Source organism: Aeromonas sp. R1-1, from assembly GCF_040908495.1.
Taxonomy (GTDB): Bacteria; Pseudomonadota; Gammaproteobacteria; order Enterobacterales; family Aeromonadaceae; genus Aeromonas; species Aeromonas veronii.
In genome coordinates this window covers 1-4,082 of sequence record NZ_JBFODV010000289.1, presented here as the reverse complement: position 1 = coordinate 4,082, position 4,082 = coordinate 1, and the positions used below count along the sequence as shown (strand labels likewise).

At 54.3% G+C, this 4,082-nt stretch carries 7 protein-coding genes; all 7 read left to right on the top strand.

Features of this window, described 5'->3' with window-relative positions; all coding sequences use genetic code 11:
* On the top strand, positions 1-528 hold a 528-nt coding region (locus AB5Y92_RS19530), incomplete at its 5' end, for an integrase core domain-containing protein (protein WP_368227419.1).
* Between the two features lie 376 nt (positions 529-904).
* Positions 905-1,120, top strand: coding sequence for a hypothetical protein (locus AB5Y92_RS19525; RefSeq protein ID WP_164537453.1), 216 nt, complete (start codon positions 905-907; stop codon positions 1,118-1,120).
* The gene (locus AB5Y92_RS19520) at positions 1,117-1,479 is read left to right on the top strand and encodes a hypothetical protein (RefSeq protein ID WP_164537454.1); all 363 of its coding nucleotides are present in this window, start codon (positions 1,117-1,119) and stop codon (positions 1,477-1,479) included. The genes AB5Y92_RS19525 and AB5Y92_RS19520 overlap by 4 nt, the downstream gene beginning before the upstream one ends.
* 78 nt (positions 1,480-1,557) lie before the next feature.
* Positions 1,558-1,854, top strand: a complete 297-nt coding sequence (locus AB5Y92_RS19515) for a hypothetical protein (RefSeq protein ID WP_234916033.1) — start codon at positions 1,558-1,560, stop codon at positions 1,852-1,854.
* A gap of 75 nt (positions 1,855-1,929) precedes the next feature.
* Positions 1,930-2,100: a hypothetical protein gene (locus AB5Y92_RS19510; protein WP_234898494.1), complete on the top strand. Its 171-nt coding sequence runs from the start codon at positions 1,930-1,932 to the stop codon at positions 2,098-2,100.
* 1 nt (position 2,101) lies between these two features.
* A complete protein-coding gene (locus AB5Y92_RS19505) occupies positions 2,102-2,539 on the top strand; it encodes a hypothetical protein (protein ID WP_234898495.1) in 438 nt (145 codons plus the stop codon).
* Positions 2,540-3,213: 674 nt separating this feature from the next.
* On the top strand, positions 3,214-4,082 hold an 869-nt coding region (locus tag AB5Y92_RS19500; protein WP_368227418.1), incomplete at its 3' end, for an IS5 family transposase.

The window sequence follows — 4,082 nt, the reverse complement described above, 5'->3', positions numbered from 1 at the left end:
TTCGTCGGCGCACTCAAGGGGGTAGGCAAGGTGTATCTGCAAACCGTGCTGGACTGCTACAGCCGCCACGCCTGGGGACGGCTCTACACCAGCAAGCTGCCGGTGACCTCGGTTCATGTGCTCAACGAAACTGTCCTGCCGTTCTTCGAAGCCCATGAGGCTCGGGTCTATACCATCTTGTCGGACAACGGGCGCGAGTTCTGTGGACGACCTGACCAGCATCCCTACGAGCTGTTCCTGGAACTGGAGGGGATTGAGCACCGGACAACCAAGGTGCGCAGGCCGCAGAGCAACGGCTTTATCGAGCAGCTGCATCGCACACTGCTCGATGAACACTTCCGTATCAAGGGGAGGACGACCTGGTATGAGTCGGTAGAACAGATGCAGACAGACCTAGATAGCTATCTGGAACACTACAACACCCAGCGGCCACATCAAGGCAGGATGATGGAGGGTCAGACCCACTACAGCATGTTCAAGAAGGGTCTGAAATTGATACCAAAGGAAGTGCGCACTAAAGTAGCGTAAACAAGACACCGGTTTGAGGCCGGTGTCAGGTGATAACTAGATCTGTACAGGCTGATGATGCTCGCTAATCGGCGTGCAGTCTGGCATCGCTATCAGCTAGGGCGTCAGCAGGACAGGAACCACGCCAGCACCGCTCGAACAAGCTGAGTCCGTTTAAACCGGCCCACCATTACCACCAGGCACCACTCACCGATAGCGAGCTGGTTGCCCTCTACAAATTCACCTGCTGCGCCCTGTACCAATCGAGTGAATGGAGCGGGAGTCCTGAGCAGGCACCTCGGTTGGTCAAGGTAATACAGCAGTTGCAGCAAGCGCTGGCGCAAAACGTGCTGACTCGACTGTCACTGTGGGAGCAAGCCCCTTGGGGAGAGATGTAATGGCTCTCTCCATCACCCTGACCGTAACGAGTTCACCGCCGGACAACACTGCCGTGCTGGCCCAACGTATCGCCGATGACATGGCACACCTGCATCACCGTCTAGGGGATGGGGTCAGTGATGAACTGGAGATCAGCATCAGTTACCTGGTCGAACAATTTGCACTGCTGGCAGCGGCTTACCGTTCCCCTGCACAAAGGGATAAACACCCATGATCGAATTCAACGATAGCTTCACTCAGGTCGCTGTCGCTCAGGCAATGAGCGCACATGGCGATTTGCATAGGCTCATTACCTATCAGCTCACCTTCCCGAAGTGGGTACACGACTATGACGAGACCGGCAAGCGCACTGGCCCCGACAAGATCAAGCCCGTGCCAACGATGCACAAGACCTCGCTGTTCGTGAGTCCACTGGACATGGTGGACAACCTGCCACGTGAGATTAACTTCGCCCACTTTCGCTGTGCCTGTAATGCAACGGGCCAGCCGGTCGGTGAGTGGCAACGGGTAATTATCGGGGCCTACGTCAACCACGGTTGTAATGACGAGCCGGACTGGAGTAGTCACACCTGAGCCACGGCCACCAGCACACACAAGACCCCATACAGCCCCTCACACCGAGGGGCTGTTTGCATTTGAAGGAACCCCAACATGCATGACTTACGTGATTACAAGACCCTGACCGCCCGACAACTCACCGCAGCTATCGGCCAGCTCAACCACAACACCGCGCCGAAGATAATGACCCACCTCGCATTGCGGGCCAGACAGCCGCACCCGCTCGGCAATAGTCGCAGCAGAGCCAAGGCCCTCGAGCTACTACGCCGGGTCAAGAAGGCTCTGAAGGTAGGGCGAATCCCGCTTGAGCTCACCGTGACGGGTTGCCGACTCGACCGGGGGAGCCATCAGGCTGACCGCTACTACTACGACCGGACGCTGCTGGCCTAGGGCTGGCAGCAATACGATACCGAGGAAGACGCCTGGTATTTCGGCATCTGGATTCACACAGAGAAGCTGGAGACCTTGACCTACGCAGAAGGGGATACCAGCCATGTGATTGCGCCAAACGTTGAGGCGTTTCGTGCCGAACTGACGCGGCTCTACCAGTACCATCCGCAAGCCCCGGCGTTTATCAGCATCGACCCGGAAGCGGGCGTTGTGACCCGCCACTTTGAAGCTAAGCCGGAGGTGTGAAATGGCCAAGCACATCACCATCAAGGTGCCCGGCAAACATCCGCAAACCGGTGAGCTCACCACTTTCGAGCTCAAGGGGCAACGCATCGATATCGACATCGGCGGGCAGGCTGTGCCCTTCCTTATTCACGGGAGGGGCATTGGCACCTCGCTCACCCACATCCCGAGTGGCTACCGCATCGCGCCGCTCGGCGGCTGGCTCACTGCGCGTTACGCCATACCTGAGAATAAGCCCAGCAGAACGGCCTGTGCTCAGATGGCTATAGACCGACTGGTAGCCCAATACGGCTCGCTGCACCTGCTGGACCGACTCAATTGCAAGCCGGTTATCAATAAGACGGCTGACTGCCCCGGCAGAAAAAATGTATCCGCCAACCACGTTAAAAATAGGCGGCACAACAGTTGCTGGGCTTCGTCTGCTAATGCAACAGAGCCCTAAAACCGAGCCCTTATATAGGCTTCCAAAGAAAGTTGTAAGAAAGTATTACACTGATGATTATGTAAATAACCACCAATGGTCCTTGCCTCTCTACAAATCAACAGTGCAAGCATGCTTTAACCATTGAAATATAAGTAAATTCTTTATTTTCGCCATGCATTGCATGCAACATCAAACTATCAAGACATTCATGATTTCAGGCGTTTTCCGGGATGAACCAAACCATTGAATACGCCCAACCACCAGAGCATTGCTTCGCAAGCAACTTATCACTCAAAACAAAAATCCACAATTTAATGGAGTTTTGGGTTTTTATTTTGAAAAGAAAAGTGGGAATTTGGGCTTACAACATAACCCGTGTAATATCCGGTTGAGGCTGCAGTGCAAATAGGGCGTGTGTAACGGATTATATTCGCCCCTCTGTACTGATACAGAACCAAGATATTGAATAGATATAACAACAATCACACGCAATATAAAAACGAACAAGCAGGCGCAGTACTTCATGACTGGTTTCACATTAGATGCGGCAAGAGGGCGTATTCTGTACGTCCTCTGGCTTTTATTGCCACTTTGTAGTCAAGCGGGCGTTGTTGCCTAAATCGATGCAGTTTGAAGGGAACTTACTGAGGACTCGGAGATCTGATCACCACCATCCTCTTCAAGTTTGCATCATGGGCACGTCGCTTCACCCCATCACCAACTGGCCTACATACAACAAGTCTTTGATTAACCGTGGTTCACTCACCTTCTGGGTTGATGCCGAAGCTATGAACAGCTGGTTTCACCACGACCATCATGGGCGCCGAGGTCGCAGCCAGCTTTACACCGACCAGACCATCTGTACCTTCCTGATGCTCAAGGGGATTTTCAACCTCACTCTGCGGGCCACTCAGGGACTACTAGACTCCCTGTTCGAGTTGATGAATGTACCGTTGTGCGCACCGGACTATAGCTGCGTCAGCAAGCGAGCACGCTCGGTGACTGTGGCTTATCGACAGCCCCCAAAGGAACGTATTACCGACTTGGTTATCGACTCAACCGGGCTGAAGGTGTTTGGGGAAGGCGAGTGGAAGGTCAGAAAACACGGTTCGGAGAAGCGGCGAGTGTGGCGCAAGTTGCATCTGGCGGTAGACCCGGTGACCCACGATATAGTGGCGGCGGAAGTCTCACTGGAAAATGTCCATGATGCCGAGGTGTTGCCCACCTTGCTCAACCCTCTGCGGCGTAAGCTGGGACATGTTTATGCGGATGGTGCCTATGATAGCAAAGCCAGCCATCAGCTTATCTCGCGCAAAGGGGCGACAGCCTGTATCCCGCCTCGTAAGAGCGCGGGGTTATGGAAAAAGGGGCATCCACGAAATGAGGCCGTGCTGGTGATGCGCAAGAAAGGGCTGGCGCACTGGAAGAAGATATCGGGGTATCACCGTCGCTCGCTGGCAGAGACGGCGATGTATCGGCTCAAGCAATTGCTGGCGGGGAAAATCAGTCTGCGTAACTACAACGGCCAAGTGGGAGAAGTCATGGCGTATGTTAGCGCCAT

Coding starts and splice junctions, on each gene's coding strand:
- AB5Y92_RS19520 (WP_164537454.1), top strand. CDS start 1,117: ATGATCGAATTCAACGATAGCTTCACTCAGGTCGCTGTCGCTCAGGCA.
- AB5Y92_RS19525 (WP_164537453.1), top strand. CDS start 905: ATGGCTCTCTCCATCACCCTGACCGTAACGAGTTCACCGCCGGACAAC.
- AB5Y92_RS19505 (WP_234898495.1), top strand. CDS start 2,102: ATGGCCAAGCACATCACCATCAAGGTGCCCGGCAAACATCCGCAAACC.
- AB5Y92_RS19515 (WP_234916033.1), top strand. CDS start 1,558: ATGCATGACTTACGTGATTACAAGACCCTGACCGCCCGACAACTCACC.